The 24,575-nt window shown below is 62.2% G+C and carries 28 protein-coding genes and 1 pseudogene; 25 read left to right on the top strand and 4 right to left on the bottom strand.

The features are described 5' to 3' along the window. The first annotated feature begins 56 nt into the window (after window positions 1–56). The 7 genes and pseudogenes from LUA85_RS18420 to LUA85_RS18390 all read left to right on the top strand — a co-directional run bounded on the left by LUA85_RS18420 (window position 57) and on the right by LUA85_RS18390 (window position 3,867). Window positions 57–1,003 (top strand): annotated as a pseudogene (locus LUA85_RS18420) (ArdC family protein). Next, window positions 972–1,364 (top strand): hypothetical protein, encoded by a 393-nt coding sequence (locus LUA85_RS18415; RefSeq protein WP_231471960.1) that lies wholly within the window; start codon window positions 972–974, stop codon window positions 1,362–1,364. Before LUA85_RS18420 ends, LUA85_RS18415 begins: the two are co-directional and overlap by 32 nt. A 47-nt stretch (window positions 1,365–1,411) precedes the next feature. Next, window positions 1,412–2,053 carry a hypothetical protein gene (locus LUA85_RS18410; protein ID WP_231471959.1) on the top strand — a complete coding sequence of 214 codons (642 nt, stop codon included), beginning with the start codon at window positions 1,412–1,414 and terminating at the stop codon, window positions 2,051–2,053. A 12-nt stretch (window positions 2,054–2,065) separates the two neighbouring features. After that, complete coding sequence (locus LUA85_RS18405; protein WP_231471958.1) at window positions 2,066–2,689, top strand: hypothetical protein; 624 nt, start codon at window positions 2,066–2,068, stop codon at window positions 2,687–2,689. A gap of 16 nt (window positions 2,690–2,705) precedes the next feature. Then, a complete protein-coding gene (locus LUA85_RS18400; RefSeq protein WP_231471957.1) occupies window positions 2,706–2,906 on the top strand; it encodes a hypothetical protein in 201 nt (66 codons plus the stop codon). 111 nt (window positions 2,907–3,017) lie between these two features. After that, window positions 3,018–3,368: an antitoxin Xre/MbcA/ParS toxin-binding domain-containing protein gene (locus LUA85_RS18395; protein ID WP_054735742.1), complete on the top strand. Its 351-nt coding sequence runs from the start codon at window positions 3,018–3,020 to the stop codon at window positions 3,366–3,368. A 4-nt stretch (window positions 3,369–3,372) separates the two neighbouring features. Next, window positions 3,373–3,867, top strand: coding sequence for an RES family NAD+ phosphorylase (locus LUA85_RS18390; protein WP_231471956.1), 495 nt, complete (start codon window positions 3,373–3,375; stop codon window positions 3,865–3,867). A 7-nt stretch (window positions 3,868–3,874) separates the two neighbouring features. Here LUA85_RS18390 and LUA85_RS18385 read toward each other — a convergent pair whose 3' ends face one another. Beyond that, window positions 3,875–4,372: a hypothetical protein gene (locus tag LUA85_RS18385; protein WP_058803380.1), complete on the bottom strand. Its 498-nt coding sequence runs from the start codon at window positions 4,370–4,372 to the stop codon at window positions 3,875–3,877. Window positions 4,373–4,439: 67 nt separating this feature from the next. Here LUA85_RS18385 and LUA85_RS18380 point away from each other — a divergent pair, with 67 nt between their 5' ends. The 11 genes from LUA85_RS18380 (at window position 4,440) to LUA85_RS18330 (ending at window position 12,377) form a co-directional block, all read left to right on the top strand. Beyond that, window positions 4,440–5,726, top strand: a complete 1,287-nt coding sequence (locus tag LUA85_RS18380) for a hypothetical protein (protein ID WP_231471955.1) — start codon at window positions 4,440–4,442, stop codon at window positions 5,724–5,726. 47 nt (window positions 5,727–5,773) lie between these two features. Further along, window positions 5,774–6,409 (top strand): hypothetical protein, encoded by a 636-nt coding sequence (locus LUA85_RS18375; RefSeq protein WP_231471954.1) that lies wholly within the window; start codon window positions 5,774–5,776, stop codon window positions 6,407–6,409. A gap of 102 nt (window positions 6,410–6,511) precedes the next feature. Continuing rightward, entirely contained in the window at window positions 6,512–8,185 is a 1,674-nt protein-coding gene (locus LUA85_RS18370) for an ATP-binding protein (protein WP_231471953.1), read from the top strand. Window positions 8,186–8,244: 59 nt separating this feature from the next. Further along, a complete protein-coding gene (locus LUA85_RS18365) occupies window positions 8,245–8,616 on the top strand; it encodes a DUF3768 domain-containing protein (protein WP_231471952.1) in 372 nt (123 codons plus the stop codon). Window positions 8,617–8,689: 73 nt separating this feature from the next. After that, complete coding sequence (locus tag LUA85_RS18360; protein WP_231471951.1) at window positions 8,690–9,040, top strand: hypothetical protein; 351 nt, start codon at window positions 8,690–8,692, stop codon at window positions 9,038–9,040. 202 nt (window positions 9,041–9,242) lie between these two features. Next, window positions 9,243–9,743, top strand: coding sequence for a DUF736 domain-containing protein (locus LUA85_RS18355; protein ID WP_054590601.1), 501 nt, complete (start codon window positions 9,243–9,245; stop codon window positions 9,741–9,743). A 185-nt stretch (window positions 9,744–9,928) separates the two neighbouring features. Beyond that, window positions 9,929–10,444: a hypothetical protein gene (locus LUA85_RS18350; protein ID WP_231471950.1), complete on the top strand. Its 516-nt coding sequence runs from the start codon at window positions 9,929–9,931 to the stop codon at window positions 10,442–10,444. Continuing rightward, a complete protein-coding gene (locus LUA85_RS18345; RefSeq protein ID WP_231471949.1) occupies window positions 10,438–10,809 on the top strand; it encodes a hypothetical protein in 372 nt (123 codons plus the stop codon). Before LUA85_RS18350 ends, LUA85_RS18345 begins: the two co-directional genes overlap by 7 nt. A 75-nt stretch (window positions 10,810–10,884) precedes the next feature. Continuing rightward, window positions 10,885–11,187, top strand: coding sequence for a type II toxin-antitoxin system prevent-host-death family antitoxin (locus LUA85_RS18340; protein ID WP_231471948.1), 303 nt, complete (start codon window positions 10,885–10,887; stop codon window positions 11,185–11,187). Further along, entirely contained in the window at window positions 11,168–11,572 is a 405-nt protein-coding gene (locus LUA85_RS18335; protein WP_231471947.1) for a hypothetical protein, read from the top strand. The genes LUA85_RS18340 and LUA85_RS18335 overlap by 20 nt, the downstream gene beginning before the upstream one ends. Window positions 11,573–12,041: 469 nt before the next feature. Further along, window positions 12,042–12,377 (top strand): single-stranded DNA-binding protein, encoded by a 336-nt coding sequence (locus tag LUA85_RS18330; protein ID WP_039330710.1) that lies wholly within the window; start codon window positions 12,042–12,044, stop codon window positions 12,375–12,377. Between the two features lie 543 nt (window positions 12,378–12,920). Here LUA85_RS18330 and LUA85_RS18325 read toward each other — a convergent pair. Beyond that, complete coding sequence (locus LUA85_RS18325; RefSeq protein ID WP_231471946.1) at window positions 12,921–14,639, bottom strand: reverse transcriptase/maturase family protein; 1,719 nt, start codon at window positions 14,637–14,639, stop codon at window positions 12,921–12,923. A gap of 1,017 nt (window positions 14,640–15,656) precedes the next feature. Here LUA85_RS18325 and chrA point away from each other — a divergent pair. Both chrA and LUA85_RS18315 read left to right on the top strand, forming a co-directional pair. Beyond that, entirely contained in the window at window positions 15,657–16,967 is a 1,311-nt protein-coding gene (gene chrA, locus LUA85_RS18320; RefSeq protein ID WP_066046171.1) for a chromate efflux transporter, read from the top strand. 10 nt (window positions 16,968–16,977) lie between these two features. Next, complete coding sequence (locus LUA85_RS18315) at window positions 16,978–17,697, top strand: superoxide dismutase (protein WP_066046168.1); 720 nt, start codon at window positions 16,978–16,980, stop codon at window positions 17,695–17,697. 138 nt (window positions 17,698–17,835) lie between these two features. Here the strand turns inward: LUA85_RS18315 and LUA85_RS18310 are convergent, their stop codons facing one another. Beyond that, entirely contained in the window at window positions 17,836–18,246 is a 411-nt protein-coding gene (locus LUA85_RS18310; protein WP_231471945.1) for a hypothetical protein, read from the bottom strand. A gap of 543 nt (window positions 18,247–18,789) precedes the next feature. Between LUA85_RS18310 and LUA85_RS18305 the strand changes: the two genes are divergently transcribed. The 3 genes from LUA85_RS18305 to LUA85_RS18295 all read left to right on the top strand — a co-directional run bounded on the left by LUA85_RS18305 (window position 18,790) and on the right by LUA85_RS18295 (window position 21,369). Beyond that, complete coding sequence (locus tag LUA85_RS18305; RefSeq protein ID WP_231471944.1) at window positions 18,790–19,782, top strand: DUF2493 domain-containing protein; 993 nt, start codon at window positions 18,790–18,792, stop codon at window positions 19,780–19,782. Between the two features lie 338 nt (window positions 19,783–20,120). Continuing rightward, window positions 20,121–20,687 (top strand): hypothetical protein, encoded by a 567-nt coding sequence (locus LUA85_RS18300; protein WP_231471943.1) that lies wholly within the window; start codon window positions 20,121–20,123, stop codon window positions 20,685–20,687. 358 nt (window positions 20,688–21,045) lie between these two features. Continuing rightward, window positions 21,046–21,369 carry a hypothetical protein gene (locus LUA85_RS18295; RefSeq protein WP_231471942.1) on the top strand — a complete coding sequence of 108 codons (324 nt, stop codon included), beginning with the start codon at window positions 21,046–21,048 and terminating at the stop codon, window positions 21,367–21,369. Between the two features lie 48 nt (window positions 21,370–21,417). Here the strand turns inward: LUA85_RS18295 and LUA85_RS18290 are convergent, their stop codons facing one another. Next, complete coding sequence (locus tag LUA85_RS18290; RefSeq protein WP_231471941.1) at window positions 21,418–21,765, bottom strand: hypothetical protein; 348 nt, start codon at window positions 21,763–21,765, stop codon at window positions 21,418–21,420. Window positions 21,766–22,193: 428 nt separating this feature from the next. On the opposite strand from LUA85_RS18290, the gene LUA85_RS18285 reads away from it, so the two are divergent. Together LUA85_RS18285 and LUA85_RS18280 are read left to right on the top strand one after the other, a co-directional pair. Then, on the top strand, window positions 22,194–22,487 hold the full coding sequence (locus tag LUA85_RS18285; protein WP_058818294.1) for a ribbon-helix-helix domain-containing protein: 294 nt from the start codon (window positions 22,194–22,196) through the stop codon (window positions 22,485–22,487). A 58-nt stretch (window positions 22,488–22,545) separates the two neighbouring features. After that, on the top strand, window positions 22,546–24,575 hold a 2,030-nt coding region (locus LUA85_RS18280; RefSeq protein ID WP_231471940.1), incomplete at its 3' end, for a type IV secretion system DNA-binding domain-containing protein.

Below are 24,575 nucleotides of genomic sequence, written 5' to 3'. Positions count from 1 at the left end.
TGGCCCGGCCACTCGCCTGAGTGAGCCGGGCCTCTTTTTTGTTGAGGAGCAGGCCAATGCGCCAACGACCCAAGCGCGACGTAGCGCAGGAAATCACCAATCTGATCATCAAGACAATTGAGGCCGGAACGCTGCCTTGGCGCCGACCCTGGAAGAAGACCGGTATGGGCGGCGCACCGCTGCGCGCTGCAGGCGTCCCTTACACAGGGATCAACCGCCTCTATCTTTGGGCGGTCGCCGATCACTATGGATATGGCTCACGCTACTGGATGACCTGGCGCCAGGCCATCGAGCTCGGCGGACAGGTCCGCAAGGGCGAGACCGCCGAGCCGAGCATCTATTTCAACAGCACGAAGAAGACCGCGGTCGACCAGGCAACCGGTGAGGAGTCGTCGAAAACAATCCGCTTCATGCGCGCTTACAGCGTGTTCAACGCCTCGCAGATCGATGGCCTGCCGCCGCATTTCTATCCGAGTCCGGTGCCCGAAGCGCCGCCGACGCCCTCGCAGAAGGCCGCTGCCATCGAGCGCTTCTTCGCACCCGTCCCGGCTGATATACGCCTCGGCGGAGACCGCGCGTTCTACTCGCCGGGCGCTGATTATATTCAGCTTCCGCACCCCAATGTCTTCAACACCGAAGACGGATTCGTGGCTACGAAAGCGCACTCGGCCATTGGTCAGGCCATGCCTCGCGGCTTGCCCGCGAATTTGGCAAGCGTTTCGGCGACAAGGCCTACGCTTTCGAGGAGCTGGTAGCAGAGCAGGTGAGCGCCCGGATCTGCTACGAACTGGGCCTTCCGGCAGACCTCCACGAAAGCCATGCCAGTTATGTCTCGCACTGGCTGGAGATCCTCAAGGCGGACAAGACGGCGATCATCACCGCGGCCGCGAAGGCCGATCAGGCGTTCAACCATCTTGCGGCCTATTCGGGCTACCAGAGTGAAGCTGCGGACGAAGAGGGGGAGGAAGCCGATGAGACGGCGCCAGTTCCGGCTTGTGCTTGAGCCGGCACCGGAGGAGGTCGTTCGCCTCACCCAGCTTCACCGTTATGCGCGCGATGTTGCAGGACGGGGAAGGGCGCCCATCGGCGGTGTGCTGGCTGAGTATATCGCAGGCCTGTTTCCCCAAAGGGATCCACGCCAGGTGCTGGACGGTCTTCTCGGCAAGGGGGACGCCGGTTGGTCGCTTGGCACAGCTCCGGGTCAAGGCCCAACGCTCATCATCCAGACAACCGAGGCGGGCGTTGCCGTCTCGGCAGTTGCGCGAATCCTCGAACAGATTGCGCCGGGCACGCTCCTGCGACCGATGATCTACGAGCCGTTGCCGCTGCAGGGCCTAAGCGAACATCGTCGCAGCCTGCATTGAGGGAAGGGGGATGGGGCCATTGCATCTTGCAATGGAAAGGAAGCCTCATGTCCTGCGACATCGATTACCGTTACCGCCGCGCACTCCAGCCTGATGGACTGACAACCTTCGAGAATGCGCTGCGGGCATTGAACGAGGCCGTCGATGATGTCCGCCTTGCAGGCCGGCAGGCGGCAAACTGTCCGGCTGTGCTGCTCCTCACCCGCCACCTCCAGCGCATTGCCGACGGAAGGCCGACCGAATGTGAGGCAGACGACCAGGCGCTGCGGTCCCAGTGCATCGAACGCCTTGCCGAGCTCAAGCACAGACCGGCGATCATTGCGCTGGTCAAGCGCGGGATCGACTATCGTCCCGAAGAGCTGCGTCACTACCGGCGTGAGGGCACGCGCGCGCTCCGCCAGATCGCAGCAGGGATCGGGCTCGAGCACGCCGACTACCGCATCAGCTATTACACCTCACAGGAACAACTCGCGGGCGAGCATGTCCTCGAGGCCGAAGGTATCTATGTCCGGATCAGCCCGGAAAGGTTCGGCGAGCCGGGTCTCGCCTGGCGCAACCCGTTCTGGAAACCGCCTGGCGCGGTGATGCGCAAAGCGCCGATCACCGCCCTTGCAGACATTCCCGCACTCACGGCGCGGATCGCGCGCGAATTGAAGATCGCACCTCCGGCGCAGCCGGGGCTCATCTGAAGGAGAACACGCATGGGCTGGCTTTACATGCACCGTGCCGGAATGGGGGGCTTCGACACTCCCAAGGCCTATCTCGACAATCAGCTCACATGGGAGCGCGAGAATGAAGAAACCGGCAGCTTCGAAGGATGCCGGGTCATCAGAAGCGTGTCCACAACCGGGGCCTATTACGCGGCTGTCCAGCGCTATGGACCGAATAACCAGACCTACGCCATCTCCGCGGTGATCTGTCTGGTCCGCTGGAACCCCAAGGCAGCCGACGGCCTCCTGTTCGGCTACAAGGACATGGATGAAAACTCCGGGCCGGTGGAGGCTGGGTGTCCCAGAAGTATCCTCGAGGAACTTGGGCCAACCAATCACCCTTATGCCCTCGACTGGCGCAACCGGTGCTACCAGCAGCTACGGCTGAAGGAACGCAAGATTGCCGATGGCGACATGATCCGGCTGCCTGAACCCATGAAGTTCACCGACGGGAGCGAACACGCCGAATTCAGGGTGACAAAGCGCGGCGCGAAGATTGAACTCAGCACGCCCGATGGCCGAGGCCGGTTCCGCATCAGCAGATTGATGGAGCGCCGGTTCGAAGTCGTGCCGCCCAAGCGTGCGCCGCGCACATTCTTCCCGGCAACGCCGTAACGCTCGGGAGGTGACCATGCTGCCTCAGAGCCTCGATCCCAGAAGGGCGATCCTGTGCGGACGCGCCAATGCCGAGCGCCTCGCCATCCGGATGACCGCAGATTCCGGGCAGAGCCATGCCGTGGTGAGGACGGACAGCAAGCTCCAGCCCTTCTGCGTTCTGCCTGCAGAAGAGGGCCTTCCCGGTGCGATCGAATTGCAGGTCGTGGTTTTGTAAGAGCGGGAAACGTCTGCGGCAGAACCGGAACACCTGCTGGGTCTGGCACAGCAAACCTTGATTACCGCAAAGATTGACGCTATATCGCGTCAGAATTCATGGGAAAGTGCAATGGCGATTCAAAACTACGCTGACAACGGCGCGTTTGCTCCGCGCAAGATCGTCGACGCGCTGCGGACCACCAGCGACGAACTCGCACGCTCGCTGGGCCTCGGCAAGGACGCGATCCAGCGCAAAGACCGGATCGCGTCGACACGTACCCAGCGCCGCCTTCGCCAGATGGTCGAGGTGCTCAACAAGGTCGAGCCGCGCTTTGGCTCGGCGTTGCTGGCCTATGCCTGGTACCGCTCGGAACCGCTGCCCGGCTTCTCGGGCCAGACCGCCATGCAGCTGGTGCAGAGCAACCGGGCCGATGACGTGCTGACCTATATCGACGCGGTCGACGCCGGCGTCCACGCCTAGTCCAATGCATTTTACCGGGCTGCTCTACCGCGCCCACAATCCGGTTTGGTCCCGCGAACCCCTCTCAGGGGAGGGGGCGGCCCGGTTTGGCGGACGGTTCAATCGCATCGGGCGCATCGCGCTCTATACTTCCCTCGCCCCCGAGACCGCGCTGCGCGAGGCCAATCAGGTTGGCACCCTCCAGCCCACCACGCTCGTCGCCTATCAGGCCGACATCGGACCGCTGCTCGATGGCCGCGATGCGGCTGCATTGCGGCCTTTCGGTATCGCACCGGCTGAACTCGCCGACCCGGCGTGGCGCGATCGGATGCTCTCAGGCAAGCCGGTCCCGACGCAGGATCTGGCGGAGGCCGCGATCGCGCAAGGCTATGCCGGCATCGTTGTCCCGAGCTACGCCCGCGGTGCCCCTGCGGACGCGCTCAACCTGGTCCTGTGGGACTGGGACGGGCGCATCGCGCTTGTTGATGACGACGACCGGCTTGGTCTTCGCAATCACTGATGACCTCTTATTCCTCGATCATCCCTCCAAGACCGGGATCCAGATACCACGATGGGCCTTCGGTAAAGTCGGCATTGCGGGCAGGAACAGGGCCATCAGGCTCTGACGAGACGTAAGGGTTGACCATCGGCGCAGGGTGCTGGCCCGATCGCAGAATGTGCCCCGACATCTGGCACCGCGGCCCAAGGAGTTCGAAGAGCCATTCGAGATCGTCGAGCATCTGGACGACTCCGCGCCCTGCCAGCGCATAGTAGAGGCAGCGCTGATAGTCATCGCAATGGCAGGACAGGATTTGCGTCAGCCGGGCCTTGGCATTGGGCAGGCCCTGAAAGACGCCCTGCAAGGTCTCATAGAGCTCGCGCGCCGAGTAATAGGCATCGAACGGCTCCACTCCGATTGAGGCATTGGCGAGCATGCGCTTGGTTGGACGGCAATTCGGATCAAGCGCCGCGTCGCGCAGCGTGACATCGAGGTCGAACTTGCCGATATCAAAGACCTTGTTCATTATTCATGGGCTCCTGCTGATTATGAACATATCGTGAACAAACGACAGGGTCAAGGCGTCATCATGCATGTGGCTGGTAGGTAAGGACACCACAGGAAGGACCGGCAGGGTCGCCATCAGCGACGAGCTGAAGGCTGCGCTGGTGCGGTGGTATACAGGCCGGGGCAGCGAGGCCGACCACCGCGCTTGCGTCTCACTGGTCTCCACCGCGCGAGAGAACCACAAGTGGATCGCCTGCGATTGCCTTGGGGCAGAGCGTCCGCCGCCGCTGATGAGCGCGGCATATCTCAGTTTTCAGGAGACCTATTACCTCCGGCGTCTTACTTCACGGCCTGGCCACGATTCAGGTTGCCCGTTTCATCTACCGCAGGCGCCACCGCGCATCCGCGAGACCGTGAAGGATTCGCTTTATGCCATCGGCCTGCCAAAAGGCCTGTTCAGCGCACACCAGAAGGCACCGGAGAAGCTTGCGCAGAGGCCAGAGGACATAGAGCCTGACGATCGCTCACGCGGCGTCGCCATCCCGCGCCTCGGCAAGCTGCTCTGGCTGCTGCTCGAGCGAGCAGGCTCGAACATCCTGCGCGAATTACCGCCCAGTGGCAGGCGCGCAGGCTCGATCAGCGAAGAAATGCGCCACCTCAAGCGCGCCGCTCAGGGCCTCGAAATCGCGCCGGGCATCCGGCTGTCGGATCATCTCTACACCAACGCGATCGATTACGAGAAACGGCGGGTCCATGCCCGGTTGCGAGCCGCGGCCGAGACCTGGCCGCCCGAGTTTGCGCCGCAGGCCTTTCTGCTTCTCGAAGCGAGCGAGGTCACATCGAGCGAGGTGGTGACGGGGCTCGGAACTGTCGAAATCCGCAATCGCATCCAGCACACCGGGATCATCCGGGCCGAGGTCGAGCCACCCTTTCTCGTGCTGGCCGTCGTCGGGGAGCATAGTCGGCGCGAAGGATACCTGGCGCTGCGCGCCTATGCCCAGCCTGTCTTCAGCGGAAACCAGTTCGTGCCCGCCGAGCGCGACCATGATCGCGACGTGCTGCGCGCGCTCCAGCAGGCCCAGTATGAATTGCGCCGCCTCGGTGTCAGGATGGCGGTCAAGAAGATCCTCTTTGACATCGCGCTGGCTTCGGGCTCGGCGAGGCCGGACTTCCTGGTGGCGCTGCTCGATGAGCATAGCGGGGTGGAGTGCAAGTTCGCGCTCCAGATCCTGCAGTCGGATGATGCCGACTATCTTGAGCTGCGCAGCATCGAGCGAGAGCGTCTCAGTCAGGCCGGGCTTGTCATATCCATGGCCGTCAGCAGCGTGACGCCTGAGGCAATTATCAGCGAAGCCCGCAGCCTTCTCGAGTGAAGGGGAGGGGGAGGATTTGAGCGAACCTGAAGAAGGAGAGTTCGCTCATGACATGCTTTGCTCCGTCGCCGCGCCCATCGACATCGATCTGGGGCGCAGTCCAACAGGCCGATCAGCTTGGCCCCGGCATTTGGTCGGTGATGACCGCCAGCCACGGCGGCATCATTCTGTCCGATCAAAGGCAGGCCGCCATGCCGCAGGCGCTACTGATCGAGGGCGGCTCCTACGAGGAAGACTGCGACTGGGCGCTCCCGATCCTTGCCTTCGCCAGCGAGCTTGAACGCCAGCGCTCCTGCTCCGCGGGCTTCCTCCAGCTTGCCCGCGATACCGCCCGGTGTTGGCACCCGGACCGCCTCAGCGCCTTCACCGGCGAGGCCGTCGAGGAGAATGCGTCCGCGATCCTGCGGACGCGCAAGGCCTACATGGCCGTGATCGGCGAATTCTGCACGACCACCGCCTGGGGTGATTGGGCCGAATGGGTGCCGAAAGGCAAAGTCGGCGTGATTGCCCGCCAAGTCGAGCGCGTCGATCACCTTGGCCGGCCAACCTATGGCGAGGCTGAGGTCTGCGCGCTGATCGCGAAGGACCTCTACGCCGCGCGCGGCGAGGTCACGGCGCTGCGGGATACGGCGCACGAGATCATTCCGATGCCCGAGGCCCTGCGGCCTAAGCGCGTGGGCTGAAGAGCAGGCCCAAGCCGTCCGGCTCCGACCAGGCATCAACCCGCCGTTCTGAAGGGAAGGGGGAGGGGAAGGGCGAACCAGTGCGATGAAGGACCCTTTGCCATGAACCCGACAGTCATCCGACCCAGCGTCAGCCCGAAGACGATTACCAAAGTCACGCGCCTCTTCAACGGCACCATCGGCGATATCCTCGGCGAGCTCCTCCAGAACAGTCGCCGCGCTGGCGCGTCCCGGATCGATATCGCCTGCTGCGCGGATCAAGACGGAGCGCGCCTGACCCTTGTCGATGATGGAACCGGGGTCGCCGATCCCCAGACCATGATTGCGCTGGGGGATTCGGGCTGGAGCCAGCACATCCATGAGGCCGAAGACCCGGCAGGCATGGGTGTCTTCAGCCTGGCGGGCAAGGACACCCGGATCAGCTCGCGTCATGCCGATGCCGACACCGGATGGTCGGTCCATGTCCCCGCAGATGGCTGGACCGGCGCGCAGGACATTGCCGTGGTGCCCCTTGCTCGCCCGGTTGGGACGACCATCACCTTCCTGATGCCCGGGGTGAGCGAGCAGACGACCGAGCGGATTCTGCGCGAGGTCGCGAAGTTCTACCCGCTGCCGGTGTTCTTCAATGGCGCGCAAGTGCCGCGCGAGGACTTTCTCGCAAAGGCGATTTACATCGCCGAGTGGAACGGCAGCCAGATCGGCGTGTTCGAGGGGCGCGAATACCACCAGGACCCCACGACGAATTTCCATGGGATGGCGCTCACCCGCAAACTTGCCAGCGTCTCGGAGAGCCTTGGCGGCAAGACCTACCATGCCCGGCTCGATATCGGGGCCACCCCGGGCCTTGCCCTTGTGCTCCCGGCGCGCAAGGAATTCGTCGAGAACGCCGCCTTTGCGGCGCTGCAGGCAGCGTGCAAGCGCACGATCTATGCCGCGCTGGCGCACAGAGGCCAGCACCGGCTTTCCTTCGAGAACTGGAAAGAAGCCCGCGATTTGGGGGTTGCCCTGCCGGAGGCCGACCCCTGCCTGCCCCGCTGGCATGCGGCCATCGCGGAGAGCGACAACGTCAATGTCGAGTATGAGGAAGTCGCAGCAGGTGCGGACACGATCCTTGTCGCGGATCTTGAGCCCGATATTGCACAGGGACTGGAGCGCGCGCTGCGCGAGCACCCTTTGCGCCCACACCTCGTCGAGAACCATCCCGCATACGCTGGCTATGGCTGGTATGACGCGCTGCATCAGCTCGGGAACTTGCGCTTCTATGTTGAAGCCGGGGAGCAGGGCCACGTCATCGCCGAGAACGGCAGCTTCCCGCCGCTCGATGACCATGTTCGTGCCGAGACGATCGAGCTGAGGTTCTGTGTCTTCCACCGCTCCAGCGAAACGCAGCGCGAAGAACGGATCCCGGCAGATGTGGCCTTCGTCGTGGGCGAGGATGGCTGGTACAGCGGTGTCGACCAGATCCGCATCGCTTATGTGCCGGGTCCGGCGCTGACCCCCGAAACGCTGGTCGATCTGATCGAGAACGTCTGTTTCTGTGCGAGCGACGACAGCGAGGCCGACTCCTGGGACACCCAGCACGAGCACTTCTTGCGCGATGCGCGCGAGCTCGCGGCCCGGGTGCTGCTCGGCGAAGACGAGGCCATTGCGGCGCGTATCCGCGACACGCTCGCCAGCATCCTCTGGGTCATCCCCAAGGATCGGCAGGTTGCCATTACCGTCGCCCCCGGGACCGCGATCAATGTTCAGCTGTCCGCTTGTCAGCCTGCCGGCTGAGGCTCGCGAGGCCGTCCGGTTGCCCGATGATCGCCCCTTTGATCGGGAGGAGAGCTCCAATGCATGACACATCCGACCTCTCTTGCGCTCGGCAGCGCACCGAGCGGATCGCGCTGCTCAATGATGCCGCACGCCAGGGCCGTGACCGAACGGCACGCATCGTCATGACCTCCGGGCTGCTTGCAGAACTCGGCGGCGACACGGTGGCACAAAGCATGATGGCACAGGCCCGGCTGATCGCCGCTCTGCGCCATTGCACCTTCGCCCCGGATTCGCCCGAGCGAGACTTTGCAAGCCTGGATGTCGATGGCATCAAGGTGCTGATGAAAGTCGACTATTACGACACCGAACTGGCGTTCGGGTCAGACGATCCGGCCAATCCTGCCATCACGCGCAGGGTCGTCACGCTGATGCGGCCAGAGGATTACTAATCAGCGTCAGGGGCGGACATGTCACTGCGCTGCGGGGCATCGGCCCGGTAAATGGTGGGGAGGTAACGAGCGCATGAGCAGGCACAAAGTACCGCTTCGTGACGGGATTGCAGCGGCAAGTGCCTTTGTCGGATGGGACCGACCGCTTCAGACCTATTTCGCACAGGTGCTGAGCGCCCCTGACGAAGACGGAGAGGAGATCGAACTCGTATGGGTCGGAGCCGCCTTTGGCGAGCTCCCCCGCGCGGTTGACGCAATCCGCGTGCTCGAACCCTATTGCCATATCAAAGCAAGTCTGGCCGCACAGCTCGAGATCGACAGGATGGCCTGCCTCGCCACGCGCGATGGACCCAATCAGCTCGAAGCCAAGGCCTTCATGGCGCGCCTCAGCCAGATCAAGGACAGGTCCGAGCCCGAAGCTTAGGTCGGTGCAGACCGCGCATGGCTCGAAGCAGGGCCGGTTCAGCTCCAAACCAGGCATCGAGACTCCTCAGCCCTCTGGGCTGGATAGAATTACGCGCGCCTGCGGTGGCTGGCGCACGGGCCGGGCCACGGGCCCGGAGGAGAGGGGGGATGGGAGAAGGTGTTCCGGACAAGGGGTTCGGACAGCATCAGGAGAATGTGACATGAACATCGGCACCCTCAAGGCCAACGCAGAAGGCGTACACATCGGCCGCATCACCACCCTGACCTTCAGTGCGACCGTCGCTCTGCGGGCCTTCGAATCCACCAACGAGCGGGCACCCAAGTTCGACCTCATGGCGCTCTCGGCGGACCGCCGCAGCTGGGTCAAGATCGGCGCGCTCTGGGAATACTCGTCGAACGAGACCGGCGAGTGCTTCCTGTCGGGCCAGATCGACGACCCCAGCCTCTCGGCGCCGATCCCGGTGGCGATGTTCCAGCAGAACGACGGCAGTTTCAATGTCGCCTGGCGCCGTTCGAAGCCCAAGGCATCGCTCGACGGCTTCGGCAGCGAGAGCGAAGGTGCCCTGCCGCCGCTGACCGCCACCGGCGACGAACCGGCCAGCGACCGCGGCGTTGACAGCGGCGCTGCCAGCGGCGACGGTCTGGGCGAGAGCACCGCTCCGGCACCCAAGGGCAAGACGCGCGTGAGCGTCGACGCCTGACCGGGACAAGCCCCCCCGTGACCGGTGCCGCGACCCGCGCCGGTCACATCGGGAAGGCCCGTCCGCGCATTCGTCGCGGGCGGGCCTATTCTTTTGCCCGCTGCTTTCAAGCTGACCAGACCTGCTGCAGGAACTCTGCCTGCGAGAGAGGAGGGGGAGGTGCCGTTCAAGCAAAGGAGGCTTGAATGGCACAGACAAACTGGACTCTCGATCTTGGCGGCGCTCCGTGGAACGAAGACTGCGCGCAGATCGGCCACACCCCCAATTTCGACCTCGTGAATACCGCGGAAGCCATGCTCTACAGGGCTGCGCTGATCGCGGTTGCCGGCTTGCCCCCTCCGGGCATCACCCTGCGGATCAAGGCTAACGCTCATGATTTCGGGACCTACCGGACAGTCGAGGCAAGCATCGACAATGATCAGGACGACGGCAGCCATGCCAGCTATCTCGAGACCCTCGAGACCGGCATCGCCTTTTGGCATCAGGCCGGATTTGCACCGCCTGAATTCGGCAAACTAACGGCGAGCGATCAGCTTGCGGGTTTCGTCGTGGATGCCGTCGCAAGCGCGCTGCGGATAACACGGCCGAGCAGCACCGGCGCCTTCTTTCCGGCGTCCTCCGGGCCGCTCCACCGGAACCTCACCGCAGCCTTTCCGGAAGCGGCGCAGCGCGCCTTTTCTGAAGGGGGCCTGCCATGCTGACGGATAGCGAGCGCTTCGCCTTCAGCGCCTGGCGGATCCATGCGTTCGCTTCGACGGGCAATGCCTACGACGCCGTGCAGACCGACGAGACTATCGCTGCTGGCGATACTCTGCTCATTCTCGATGAAGGGGTTGTCGGTGTCGCGATGACCTGGCCCTTTGCTATCACGGCAGAACCGGGCAAGCTTCACGCGGTCTGTGAGCCCGGCGCTGGCGAAACCCTTGGGCACATTGAAAAGGCGCTCGATGCTCCAGATGGGTCAATCGCTCGAGCCTGCCGCCTCGCAAGGACTCTGGGCTTTGCGATTGATGCGGGCCTTGTCCCAGTGTTGCCGGAGCTGCCGACGATAGAGGTGGACGGCTAGTGCGGCAATCGCCGTCACAGAAATCTTGCTATTTTGGCAATAATTGCTATTTTGAGACCAAGAGGAGATACCACCATGCCAGCGGCGGCAAATGAGCACCCCAGGATTCCCCTGACCCGGTTTCACAACAACACTGGCGAGTTCCTCGACCTTGCGACCAAGCAGCCGGTCGTCCTCACCAGCCATGGCCGCGAGCGGCATGTGATCGCAGATAGCGAATATTTCCGCCATCTTGAACAGGCGGCGCGCGGTATGATCACAGATCACATGAATATCGAAGCTGTCGCTTCGTCCGACATGACCGACGCCGACCGCCAAGCTTTCGCCAATGCACGGCCCTCGGACAGCGAACTCGCCAATGACCGCTGGGAAGACTGACCGCCCCGCCGCAGGCCATATCCTCCGATACGTCTACCTCTTCGAGGAAGAGCAGAGACGGGGCCGCGACGAAGGCGTCAAGGAACGCTTCGTCGTCGTCGTGGGTGTCGAGGGGTCACGCTATCTTGTCGCCGCGATCACGACCAAGGGCGAGGGCCGCAAGAACGCCATCGAGATCCCCGATGAGATTGCGCGCACAGCCGGGCTCGCTCCCGGTAGTGCAATCGTCGTTTCGGAGTTCAACCGGTTCACCTGGCCCGGGTTCGACATCAGACCCCTTATGAAGCAGCCCGGGTACATTGCCGGACGACTCCCACCGCGGTTCACGGCAAAGATCATCGATGCCATAGCAGCCTGGAGAACAGCTCCCGTCGATCGGGATTGATTGGCGCAACGTGCAGACAGGCAGGCCCCTTGGGGCCTTGTCCTATTGTGCGTCAACGCCAGACCAGTGGCGCCAACCCCGCGGATCGGCACCCCAGGTAGCCAAAGTCAGGTGTTCCGGATTACTGCCGCAAAGGGACTATTCGCTCACCGAAATCGGCGAGGACGGACGATCAATCATGCGACCAACGCCAGCGTCAGCAAGCCGAGACGCGGCGAGGTTGATGTCCAGGCACGCAATCAGCCCCTGTGCCACCCGCACGTCCGCCGTCCAGTGCCCATGCCTCTCTGGTCGAGCTTAGGGCCAACCTGCAGAAATGCGAGCCGTGTTGCCCGGCAAGCCGGGCTGCCCGCACCACCTCGATTTCCGAGGTTTCCCGCGCGCGAAGGCGCGCGGTGTCCCAGCTCTCCCGCCGAGGCTCGATAAGGGCACCGGCGGACGAGCCGTCGGCACCAAGGAGGCTCTTGCAATGAACATCGTCAACCTCGTCGGCCGTCTCGCCAAGGATCCCGTCGCCCGCGATCGCAGCGACACCCGCATCACCGAACTCATCCTCGTGACCGAACGTCCCGTAATCCGCGATGGGAAGGTCCAGAAGGACCCCGAAACCGGCTACCCGGTCAAGGATGCCGAATTCCACAAGATCACCGTCTTCAACGGCCTCGGGCTCCCGCTGCGCCAGCACAAGGCCAAGGGTGACCAACTCGCCGTGACGGGCCGCATCCACTACTCGCGCTGGCAAGACGCCGAAGGCAATGACCGCTACGGCTGCGAGATCATCGCCGAAAACGTCGAGTTTCTGTGATCATCAGGAGGGCGGCGCTTCGGTGCCGCCCTTCCACTCGTCACTGGTTGCGCGAGCCAGATTATGGAGCGCAGGTCGGATAATTGCCGGTAGGATCAATCCTGGCACCGCGGTGACCACAGCTGCAGCGCAAGTGCCGGGCTACCATGTCCAGTTTGAGGGGGATCGACCTGGTGAAGCACTGATCGCGCAGCCGGGCCGCCGGCATGATGACTACACGCCTGCAGCGGCCGCACTCGATCTGCGCATTGAGGCCATGACGAACGAGATCGGCGACAGAATCGAGGCGTTTGGTTCCCATACGCACCGAGAACATATAAAGAACTTTATCGTCAAGGGATGCCGAAGGGGAGGTTGGCGCCTGTCGGCCTATGGCCGGCACCGCGCTCTATTCCGCCGGGCTGCCGCCAACACACAAGCGTCGCCTGTGTGCTGGGTCTGCGACCGGCGTCACCAAGTCCCTGCCGGGCCTCGGTAGGGTAGACGCGAGACGCCTCTTTCGAGGACGCCCCAGCGCCTCCCCCCGAACCGTGCTTGCACCTTTCAATGCACACGGCTCTCCATTCCGCTCGGCATCCGGCCGCCATGATGAGCGACATGGCATTTCCGACACAGGACGATGGTCCTGCGCCGTCGCGCCGATCGCACCCACGGCGTTAGTTGGTCACGCCGTTTGTCTTTGAGGCGATGGGGATGATGCATCTCGAACGGACCAGCGGTCCCGCCACATGCTTCGCATTCCTCGGCATTGAGGCGGGTGACCAGATCGTTCGGACTCTGCGCGATGCGCGAGCCGACCGTGATGGTATCGACGATGGGATTGTCCCACGCCTTCACGACCAGATGCTTCAGTTTCCATACCTTATGGACGCGCGACGCGCCACGGACCACGGTTGTCACGCCATGATCCGTCCCCATTTTCAGATAATCCTCGGCCTGCCGTCTCGTCGAGCCTCGCCGGCAGGCCACAGTCGCCAAGAGGCTCCTGAGAACCACCAGTTCGAGCTTGTCGAGCGACGCTTTCACGCCATCGGCGATCGCATAGTAACTCGCGAAGCCGCGGAACTCCGAGTTATAGGCGACGATGATCTCCGCCACACTGGATTCCATGAGTTGCGGACGCACCCGGCCGTTCCTCATGTCGAGGTTGCCAAGCTTCTTGCGCCTGCAGAACGCATAGACCCGCTCCCGTGGCACCCACAGCTTGATATTCCCCCGCGTTGGCCGACGAAGGACGCGTCGCGTCCCACCGCCGACCTTCGGACGCCCCGCCATTGTTCCGGCAGAGCGCAACGTGAAGGCGCATACATGGAAGCCGAGGAACGGCGATCCCTTCGACGCATCGCGAACCCCGGTCTTTTCCGGTGACACCGCCAGATTAAGCCGATCAGCAAGGAAGCGCTGTATATCGGCCATGATCCGGACGGCATCCGCCTTGCTGCCGATCACACCGACAAGGAAGTCGTCGGCGTAGCGGCAATAGCGCAGGCGGCGGAAGTCAGGGTCCATAGGATCGACGGACGATAATTTATGTCGATCCTGCTTGACGGCTTCGATCCGCGCCAACCGGACGCGCACCTCAGACCTGTCCGCACCATCGGCGCGGATTGCATCGATCTCCTTGCGGAGTACGGCGATCTGGCGGGAGTGAGCAACATAAGCGGGGTTGGCCCGCCGTTTGACGCCCTTGTCGAAGCCCGCCCGCATCTCCTCCATGAACAGATCGAGTTCATGAAGATAGATGTTGGCGAGCAGGGGCGAGATGACCCCGCCCTGTGGCGTGCCGCTGTAGGTCCGCTCGAACTTCCAGTCGTCCACGCACCCTGCCTTGAGCATTGTCCCGATCAGATCGATGAACAGAGGATCATCGATCCTGCGAGCCAAGAGGCCGAGCAGGATGTCATGGTCGATGTTGTCGAAGAACCCGCGAACATCCACTTCGATCAGCCATTTCACGCCCGTCCAGGTGTTGCGGATCTCTTCGAGAGCCGTGTGGCAGGAGCGACCCGCGCGGAACCCATGACTGTGTTGCGAGAACACAGGCTCATAGATTGCCGCGAGGATCATTCTCGCCGCCTCCTGAACGATGCGATCATCCGCCGTTGGGATGCCCAATGGGCGCATTTTACCATTGCCCTTGGGGATATAGACCCGCCGCACCGGACGAGGGCGGTAACGGCTTTCCGTCACGCTTTGGACCAGACGATCCAGCCTCGCCAGCGTCATGCCGTCGAAGGTCTGGCCGTCTACTCCCGGCGTCATGGCACCCCGATTCCGGGACACCCTGTCATAAGCCCGCTCATACAAGCAGCGGGACCGCATGAGGCGGTGGAGACCATTGATCCGCTTGCCCGCCCGCGACAGGGCCGGAAGCTTCTCGATCCGTCTCAGGATAGTAGCGGTCTGCATCAGCAGTCCCTTTCCGTTGATCCATCAAGTTACACAGAACTGCCGTCCTTCACCCGGAAGCAGCGGATTTCGACGAGGATCGCTCCCGCTTATACCACTGTTCCGTCCGCCTCTCGGCGGCTGTCCCGGCCATTACGCCGGGCGTTCGACTACTATGACGGCTCCGTCGCCATGCAGGTCCGGACAAGCCGTCCTGTTTAGGCGATCCCGCAGTTGCGCGGGCGAGGAGTCGCGGCGCGTTTAGGTGCCCCGTTCGTTTCCTTGATCCCCTTACCGGGGCCACGCCGTGCGGACTGGCAGCGATTCGCAGGGCCGTGCTCCTCGCTCCGCTCGGGACGGTGTGTCAGCCGCGTTCACCGTCACCCACCTGATGGTCGTTGGAAACTGGGATTCAGACAATCCAGTCTTCACCATGCGCACCTTGCCTGCTGGTCAACCGCCGGGCTGCGGCGCCCGGCTTCGATCCATACCCCGACATGCTATGGTCCCGTTTCCCTTTCGGAATCTCAGCCGGTTCATCACCGGCACCGGTAAGTCGGTCAGGCATGAGCTATGCCAATAAGCTCAGTTCATTCGAACACTCCTTTCTTCTCCGCGCCACAACGGCGCACGCCCGTTCGGGTGACGATCACTGGCGCGAGGGGTCGTGCCTTGCCTTGCTCTCGGTCCGGCCTAGTCAGCCGTGCCGGATGACCGGGATTGGGTGGGAAGCGAAATTTCCGTTTTGACCTTGCTGTGGTTTGCCCCGCGTTCTACAATAATCTCGGCGGGGCAAAGCAACCTCCCGCTCAGGCCGAGACAAGCCCAAGCGTTGCCTCGTAACCTTGCCCTTGCGGGCGAGGTTTGTTTTGCGAGGTTGTTTTGGCGTCCTTGGCTCTTACCCCTTCTATCACCTTCACCGATCTGCTGCGCGCGTTTACCCGCATCGGCCTGCTCAGCTTTGGCGGGCCTGCTGGTCAGATTGCGCTGATGCACCGCGAACTGGTGGATGAACGCAAATGGATTGCCGAGGAGGATTTCCTCCACGCGCTCAATTTCTGCCACCTGCTGCCCGGCCCCGAAGCGCAGCAACTGGCCACATGGATCGGGTGGCGATTGCATGGCTGGCGCGGCGGTCTGGCGGCAGGGCTGCTGTTTGTCATTCCGGGTGGATTGATCATTCTGGCGCTGTCGGTGCTCTATGCCATCGCGGCCAATCTCGACTGGGTGGAGGCGCTGTTTCTTGGCGTGAAGGCGGCAGTGCTGGCGATTGTGGTGCAGGCGCTGCTGCGGATCGCGGGCCGTGCGCTCGATACCGGATTGAAGCGCGCTCTGGCGATGGCAGCGTTTGTCGGGCTGTTCCTGTTCGATCTCCCATTTCCGCTGATCGTGCTTGGCTCAGGCGTGATCGGCATGGCAGTCGCGGCTAAACGGCCTGACCTGCTTGCGCTCAAACCCGGCAAGGCCGACGCCGTTTTGCCGGAACGACCGTGGCGCACAACGATCCTGTCAATTGCGCTGTGGGGTGCCGTCTGGGCTGCGCCGATGCTGCTGATTGCGCTGACGCTGGGGCAGGACCATGTGCTGTGGGAGATCGGCGCGTTCTTCTCGCAGCTGGCGATCGTGACCTTTGGCGGGGCTTATGCCGTGCTTGCCTATATGGCGCAGGAGGCTGTGCAGGGATTTGGCTGGCTGCGACCGGGCGAGATGGCCGACGGGCTCGGTCTGGCCGAAACCACTCCGGGGCCGCTGATCCTAGTGACGCAGTTCGTCGGCTATCTCGCGGCGTTCCGCGCGCCGGAGCCGTTCACGCCATTCATCGCTGGATTGCTGGGCGCGGGGCTGACCACGTGGGTGACGTTCGCGCCGTGCTTCATGTGGATCTTCGCCTTTGCGCCGTGGATCGACCGACTGGGCAACGCGGTGCGACTGAAGGGCGGGCTGGCGGCGGTGACGGCAGCGGTGGTGGGCGTGATCGCCAACCTCACCGCCTGGTTCGCGCTACACGTGTTATTCGGCGAAGTCGGTCAGCGCCAATTCGGCCCGCTGCGGCTCTATTGGCCCGATCCGGCGAGCTTCGACTGGCGTGCGGGCGTGCTGGCGTTGCTGGCCTGCATAATGGCGTTCGGTCTGAAATGGTCGGTGTTGCGCGTTCTGGCGGTCTCGGCCCTTGGCGGCCTAGTTTTTGTTCTGGCATTCTGAGGAGGACAGCATGAGTATCATCACACGCAGGCAAGCTATCGGGACTGCGGCATTGACGGCGACCGGCATTGCGTTGGCAGGAAACGCAACCGGTGCCGCTGCCCAAGGTGCTGGCAGCATGGCCGCCGCTTTCGCAGGCAGGCATACCCCCAAGCCACTGCGGTTCAACCCCGCCAAGCTCACCGGCCTGTCCGAGCGGTTGATCACCTCGCACTGGGAGAACAATTATCAAGGTTCGGTGCGCGGTCTCAATACCATCGAGACCCGACTGGCCGCTGCAATGGCCGACCGTGATTTCCCACCCGTCGCCTATGCCGGGTTGAAGCGCGAGGAACTGCACCGCACCGGATCGGTGGTGCTGCACGAATATTACTTCGACGCGCTGGGCGGCAACGGTAATCCGGGCGGGTCGATCTACGAGGCCCTCGATGGCTGGTTCGGCAGCTTTGCCGCGTGGGAAGCCGAATTCCGCCGCACCGCGATGTCGCTGGCGGGCGGATCGGGCTGGTGCATTCTAAGCTACAACCGCCACACCAAGTCACTGCACAATTACTGGGCGTTCGATCACATGCACGGCGCTGCCACGGGCGCACCGCTGATTGCACTCGATATGTATGAGCACAGCTTTCACATGGATTATGGGGCGGCGGCGGCGAAGTATGTAGATGCCTTTATGGCCAACCTCGATTGGGAGGTAGTGGACGCGCGCTATCGTGCGGCGCAGGCGTAGGTTCGCTTCGCCGCGACGACTGATTTAGGGTCGGTTTGCGACTTTCCAGGTTCGGCGGAAAGGTGATCGAAGCTGCCAGTCCGGTTCAAGCGCTGACCTAATCTGCGGCGAACGCAGGGCCGGGGATGCCAGATGCCCTTATCGGCCCTCCTGATCCAGACGGATCGCTTCAACGAGAAAGCGCTGGGGGTCTCGCACGTACTGCGCTGCCTGTGATTGCATGATTGTTCTCATGACAGCCTCATGGTTCGGCTGAATGATTGCGCCCTCTGGCGTCGCAAGGACGCTATCGAAATGGCGCGCGAAGTCGCAGATCCCGCCGACCAATGGCAAAGACAGGTCCGCTACATTGAGGCGGAACTGGATCCCCTCAATCGCCTGCCCGTCGATGCTGACCTGAATGTCGTCCGCTTTCTCGTCGCCCCAAATCCGCAGGCCGTCAGACCAAGACGGTTTCTCTGGAAGGAGCCTGCCAAGTTTCAGGAACAGCACTTCCGCATCAGCCGACGAAAAACCAAGAACGGTCTCATCGAGTTGCGCGCGGCTCATCCGCACTGCGGCAACCCCTGCGACGCGCGCCGCAGACGCAGGAATGAGATCGATGACGAATTGCCACACTGCCATCGTCAAAACATAGCGCTTAGCTGGGCGACAGCAACAGGTTGAGTTGCCGCATCGTCCCTGGCTGCCCTCCCTCTGCCGACGATCCGCGCCGAACTGCCTCACAAGATTGGGAGTGTTCCCGCTGTAACCCCTTCGCAGGGCCGAAGGGGCGGCCCGGCGTGGCGCTGAAGCGCCTGACCGGCCCTGCCTTCGTCTCACCTGCTCGTGGGCGGGAACGTCTCTTCCACACACACAGGAACACCTGCCGAAACCTATCGGCGGCCGCCCCTTAGTCAAGGATCGCGGTCCCCCCAATTTTCAGCGGGGAGGCAGTGTCGCTGCGCGTCAGCCACCACGCAGAAAATCGGTTCCCCCACGCCCGCCAGGGCGGCGGCGAGGCGAGCTCGCCGTCCCTGACACGGTTCGTCCGGCCCGATGGGTTTTTGGCTGTTCCCAATGTGGGGACGATTTCGAAAATCGGAGGCTCTTATGACTGTTTTCAATTCGTTCGCAGATCTGGCTCAGGCACGGATCAATCTCGCCGATGCACGTGAAGGGATCACGGAATCCTACGACGGGGCGTTTCTCGAACATAGCGATCTCGCCAAGCTCAACATCATCGAGGCTCCAATCGCCGCAGAGATGCCCGATCCCGACATGGCGCGCCGCGCCGTGGAGATGGCAATCGGAACGATCTTCGATGTCCTCAAGGACACGCGCATGGAGGAATTCGCGCAGCAACTCGCCTGGGGCATGGTCAACTCCTTCCACATGACCGCACGCCTAGCTGAAGGTCGCGAGGATGATGCTGCAAAGAAGCTGGGCGAAATGGCACGCCACTTCGATCCTTCGGAGATCTACGCTGTCGAGCTCGAGGAAACACAACAGCTCTGCCAGACACTGCAAGGGTGCCGCGAAGCGCTCGAGGCGATGCGCGACCATGCAGCGGACGTCTACCGGGTCGAAACCGGTCGCCCCTTCACGGCCGCACGGGGATCGCAAGTCAGCAAGAACGGGGTGACCGCAAGCCAGGTGCAGGCACGCGATTTCCTCGCAGCACGCGCCAAGGATCGCAGAGCGCAATTCCAGCCCGATGGCCCGCTGGTGATCGTGTCAGGTGGCCAGAAGGATTGGCACGATTTTGCGATGATCTGGGCTATCCTCGACGACATCAAGTCGCGGATCCCCAACATGGTCCTGGGCACGACCGGCATGCGCAAGGGCGTCGACGCCATGGCGGGTGCATGGGCACAGCAGAACGGGGTCAACACGATCCTGTTCGTTCCCGACCAACGCCACGGCAACCGCGCTCCGTTCCTGCGCAACGAGAGCATCGTCAAGCTGAACCCGGTCGAAGCGATCATTGGGGAAGGATCGGGCATCCAGTCGAACCTTGCACAGCGCCTCCGTCAGGCGGGCGTGCCGCTGCACATCCGCCGCATCAGTGATCAGGCGCAGGTACGGTCGCGCAACTTTGGGTGAGCGCCGCTTGGAAGGCTCCGGCTTAGGCCGGGGCCTTCCGTACTTCTTTTGCGCAAAGGGCGGGCTCTGGGGGCATCGAACCCCCTTCGCCCGCTGACGCGAGCTTCGTGATCCCTGAGTTTATCAGCCGCGCTTATACCTTGGCTCGGCGCGCCTTGCCCATGCTCGATGCTTTGCATCTTGCGGGCATCGCTGCCGCGCCAACTGCTACACCCGGACAATGGGTCGACCGGCCATGCTTGGGGTGAACCAGAACCATCTGCCGGCATTCAGCCACAAGCTCGGGGGGTGAGAAAGGAAAGGGGGATGGAGGGGACGAGCAGCGACAGGAGGCAAAGATGCTCGTCACATTCCGCGTCAAGGATATCGAGACAAGGCTCCATTCGAAACCGGCTCAGATACGCCCGCCAGAGCTCGCAGCGCTGATGCGCAGACTGCACACCGCCAACAGTACAATCGATGCAGATCCAGGCGAATTCCTGGCCGCGGCCCTGAACTTCGAGATCAATGCCAACACGCTTGCCATCGCCGAGTTCGCTTCATGCTTCGACCATCGTCCGGAGATGATCGCGATCGTCGAGGAAGCCCAGTTTCTTGGGCGAATGCTGCGGATCGAGCACCAGCAATGCGATGCGCCGATCACGATGCGCGTTAGTGAACACATCGCTCTGGTAGGTGACATCACCATGAGCAGCGACCTTGCGGCTAAGGTGCTCACTTCTCTTGGCCGCCATGCAAATGAATCTGGCCAATTGTCCCTGCAGAAGCTTGGGACAGCGCTCGAGGATCACCGGACTTACGCTGCTTTCGTCAAGGCAGGAATCACTCCGCTCTTCGAAAGCCTCGCGTTCATCGTCGCCACCGATTGTGGGGAGCAACATCCTCTGCTCGAATGGACCTTATGACTATCCGGCCAGCAGTTCACGAGCAGCCACGAACCGGCTGAACTCGTCGCCATGTTTAACGCTCGATCTGCAACCAGCCTCCTGCAGGACCGAGGTGGAAAAGGGTGCCCGGCACGTTGCCGCGGCGCCCTTTTTTCATACCGCCTGGGTCACGCCAATGCCGAACAGCCACGTGCCAGGACATAGCTTTCGCGAAGTCGCTAGGAACGCATGTGTCCTGCTGCAGGCACGTCCACCACCATCGCCATGAGCACCCCGCCAGCATACTGGTCAACCACTAATTTTCCGACCGAGAAGCCGTGCTGCGCCGGCTTCCGCACCATCGAAAAATTAGCGGTCAAGCCTCCGCTTCGCTCCGGTGACCAGCACACTGACGGGGCGCTGTTTCATGGCATGGCGGACGAGCCGCCAAGCGCCAGGAGGCAAGGTCATGTGCTACACAACGGAAAGCTACGAAGACGACGTTTCAGTGCTTCGTCAGATCAACCCCAACATCATCGCCCTTGATGAAAAAACGCTCGAAGCTGAGCGGCGCTCATCCCACACATTTTTCGACGTCCATGTCGTCGAGACCCGGGACGGGTACATCCTCATCGAGGAAGGAGACTATGGCGAGCTGCCGATGCATCTGATCGACCAGATCGTCTACACCGCGACCGGCAAGATGGCCGATGAATTCTGACGAGACAGGGCGGTGGTCATCGCCGCCCAACTCGACAAAAACCAGACCTCACCCGCCAAGCTTCTCGAGGGCAGAAATCGCCACCTTTGGCTTCACCTTGACGGCCAGTTCCAGAAGGGCAATCGCCGTATCCTGACCCACCTTCTTGATCAGCCGATTGAGCTCTCGTTCTGCTTCCTCGCGCTCAAGCTCTGCAAGCTTCTGCCTGCGCTCTTCCAGGTCCTTTTCCGCTGCTGCCAGCGCGGACCGTTCGCGTTCAAGTTTCGACACCATTGCGTATTCCTCCAAGCCTTGAAAGACCATGCGAAGATGCACCAATCGCAGGGTCTGTTCGAGGCATTTTTTTGCTTGCTGCTCTTGCGCGACTTCGTCGCGGAGCATGGCCTGCTTGAGCAATCGCCACGGCCAAACCCAAAGCCATTGTCGTCCCACAGCTACCGCTGTAGGCGGACATAACGCCTGCGCTGAGTTCGCGAGTCAGGTTCGCTCGCGCAATCTCGCTGGAGAACCACCTGGGCGAGTGATCCCCCTACAACAATGGACCTGGCACAGGGCACGAGTTCCTGATTTTTTGCACACCGTACACCGCTGCGCGGTAGGCTGATGCAGCGAAGTTCTGCATATTTCACAATTGGTTAGCTGAACTCTTGCTCAGAATTCGGGCGGTGCAGTCGGCTGCAGGATGTTCAAGGCTTCAATAAAGCGTCGAAAAACCAATGCCATAGCGCTGCACCGGGCTGCATCGCCGAGACTCTTGGCAAGCGCGATGCAGCGCTATATACTCAAACCTGCGATAGACGAACCACGCCTGAAAAGGTGTGGTAGTGGAAAAGAAACAGTTCCAGAGCGTCGGTGTAACGCTCAGCCCAAGGATGATCGACGTCGTTGATCAACTTGCGGCAAGCCGCGGTGTCTCGCGGTCAGAAGCAATCCGCATTGCCCTTGAAGTGGGCATCCCCCTGCTCAAAGCAGGATTGTCGCTCAATGCCGAGCGGGCTGTCACAATCCTCGAGCATACCCAGCTCGCGCTCTCGCTCATCGTTCAAGAGCAATATCCGGCTGATGCCGAACACCTGATCGCTCAGGCGCTCTCCAACGTGCGAGAGCATCATGGCTGAAGACATCAGGTTCAGCAAAAAGGCTGCCACTCTCACACACGCTTCCGCGCGCGGAAAAGTGAAGCGGAACGCAGGCAATTTTACGCGCGGATCGCAGCTGTTCCACCATGAAATCCTGATGACCTGGGCGGGCATCAGAATGCCCCTCTACGTCTGGGTCGGAACCGCCGTTCTTCTGCTGTGCATCCTCGTCAGTTTGACCTTCAAGAACCACGAGGTTCAGCTCGTGCTGATGAAGCTCTACGCCGAGGCTTGGGGATGGGTGCAGCTCAATCCGAACAAGCCTGTGAACCTGACGCTTCCATCGGGTCAGATGGTGCAAGGCACCATGTCCATGGTGCCCTATCATCCTGCCGTGGAAAGGGCTTGGGCCAAGACTGTGCAGGTCAGCATTTCTGCGGGTCTTGGTGCTGCCTTTATCTGCGTACCTTTGACCGTCTGGTTCGTCGACTTTTCGAAACGGCGCGGCACGGACATTCTGACCGAGCGGCATGAGCGCGGTGCCGTCCTTGTAACACACGGTGAACTGGCGAAAGCCATCACCATTCACAACTGGAATGCGCATGTCAGCGAGTGCCGCAAGCGCACGCCAGCAGTAGACCCCGACAAGATCCTGGCAGAGCCATTGAAGGACCGTGTCCGAGCGGGTCTGCACGCGCCTTATCGTCTGGCAGGTGTGCCGGTTCCCTGGCGCCTTGAGCAAAGCCATGCGATGTTCATCGGTACGACCGGTGCGGGCAAGACGACCGAGCTCAAGAAGATCGTCACGCAGGCGCGTGAGCGCGGGCATCGCTGCGTCATTTTCGATCTGACCGGCACCTTCGTCGAAAGCTTCTATGATGCCGAAACGGACATCATCCTCAATCCGATGGACCGCCGCTGCGTGCCATGGTCGATTTTCAACGACTGCGACAATTACGCCGAATTCATGAGCGCTGCGACGGCGCTTGTTCCGAGTGGCCACAGCGCGGAAGATGACTTTTGGCAGAAATCGGCTCGCACCCTGTTCGTCGAAATGTGCGTCAAGATGATCAAGATGGGCGTGCGCTCAAATGGGGCGCTTTCCTACTTCCTGATGCAGTCGGATCTGAAGACGATCCATGCTCAACTTGAAGGCACGATTGCAGGGCCGATGATGTCACCCGCCGCTGCCAAAATGGCAGAGTCGATCCGTACGACCTTCATCGCCAATGCGAATGTTTTCCGCTTCCTGCCAGAACCGCCTCCGGGCGAAACCGGCTTCTCGATCAAGAACTGGATGACGACCGAGGTCAAGGAAGGATCGATCCTTTTCATTACGTCCACGCACCCGGACCTCGTCCTCAATCGTCCGCTTTTGACCCTCTGGATGGACCTTGCCGTCAATGCGCTGTTCCACATGGGAAGGAGCCGCGATCTGCGCACGTGGTTTCTCATTGACGAGGTTCATGCGCTGCATCGCCTCCCGGCGATCGATCATGGCTTGCAAACCGCGCGCGCGTTTGGCGGTGCCTTCGTGCTTGGCATGCATTCCTTCGACAAGCTTGAAGAAACCTATGGCGAGAACGGGGCTACCAATCTGGCCTCGCTGGCGGGCACCAAACTGATCCTCAAGACGGCCGATCCCGAGACGTCGCGGCGATGCTCCGAGTTCATCGGCAACCGTCAGGTCCGGATCATGGATGAAGCCTATTCCTACGGCTATAATGACAACCGCGACGCCTCGACGATCACGCCCCGTACCAACGTCGAAGAACTCGTCATGCCGGTCGACATCAGCGACCTGCCCAGCATGCACGGGTTCGTGAAATTCCCGGACGGTTTCCCCGCTGCCCGGATCAGGCTGACGTGGAAAGATTACGAACCCCGCGCAAAGGGCTTCGAGCGTGTCACCGACATGCGCGCCGCCGAATACACACCACCGTCCGGGGATGGCGCGGAATTGGGGGGTGGGGATAGGGAAGGCGCACAACCTGACATCGCGCCTAAGGAGCCGAAAGATCGCGAAGAGGTCGCGCTGAGTGAGGCTGAGCGGGCGGCGCAGCAGCTGAGGGAAGCGATCGAAGGGCCATTGAACCCTGAGCGCGAGCTGACCGAGGAGGAGATGGC

It is taken from the genome of Novosphingobium sp. CECT 9465, from assembly GCF_920987055.1.
Taxonomy (GTDB): Bacteria; Pseudomonadota; Alphaproteobacteria; order Sphingomonadales; family Sphingomonadaceae; genus Novosphingobium.
Note: the sequence above shows the minus strand (reverse complement) of the source record. Positions and strands in the feature narration are given on the sequence as shown.